General features: G+C 70.9%; 1 protein-coding gene. It reads left to right on the plus strand.

All coding sequences use genetic code 11. From position 1 onward, the window contains the following. Positions 1 to 220: 220 nt before the first annotated feature. Positions 221 to 736, plus strand: a 516-nt coding sequence (locus tag LHA35_RS28425) for a recombinase family protein (protein WP_226615269.1), incomplete at its 3' end; no start/stop codon positions are given.

Here is a 736-nt window from a genome sequence, read left to right on the forward strand (position 1 = left end):
GGCCCGCTGGCAGTATCCGTGCGGAGATTTACGGTAAGGCCCTGAGCAGGGCCGTGCGCGCCGGTGACGGGCGTTGGTTCATGATAAAGATGTCTTTGTCGTGAGTAACCGGCCGGCACGCCGGACCGGGCCTTTCCCTTCACGACAACCCCACAGCAATCAATTGACGGGTAACCCTCCCCGGCCGAGGTTGTCGCGAGCGGGCGGGGGCGCAAGGACGATGGAACTGGTCGGCTATGCCCGGGTGTCCACCCGCGAGGAGCGCCAGGTCCTCGACCGCCAGCTGGATGCCCTCCGGGCGGCCGGCTGCGAACGCGTCTTCGACGACCGCGGCAGCGGGGCGAGCGCCGACCGGCCCGGGCTGCGGGCCTGCCTGGACTACCTGCGCCGGGGTGACGTGCTGGTCGTGCTCGACCTCGACCGCCTGGGGCGGCTCGCCGGCGAGCTGATCCGGCTCGTGGACGAGCTGGAGGCCAGGGGCGTAGGCTTCCGCGCGCTGAACGTCGACTTCGACACCACGACGCCGATGGGCCGCGCCTTCCTGCAGATCCAGGCGGCCTTCGCCGAGATGGAGCGCAACGTCATCCGCCAGCGCGTGAGGGAGGGCATCGCCGCTGCGCGCGCGAGGGGGCGCAAGGGCGGGCGCCCGCGCCGGATGACGCCCGAACGCCTGCGCTATGCCCAGCACCTGATGGCGGACAGGAGCCGCAGCGTTCCCTCGATCTGCCACGAACTG

The organism is Roseicella aerolata, assembly GCF_020523605.1.
Lineage (GTDB): Bacteria > Pseudomonadota > Alphaproteobacteria > Acetobacterales > Acetobacteraceae > Paracraurococcus > Paracraurococcus aerolatus.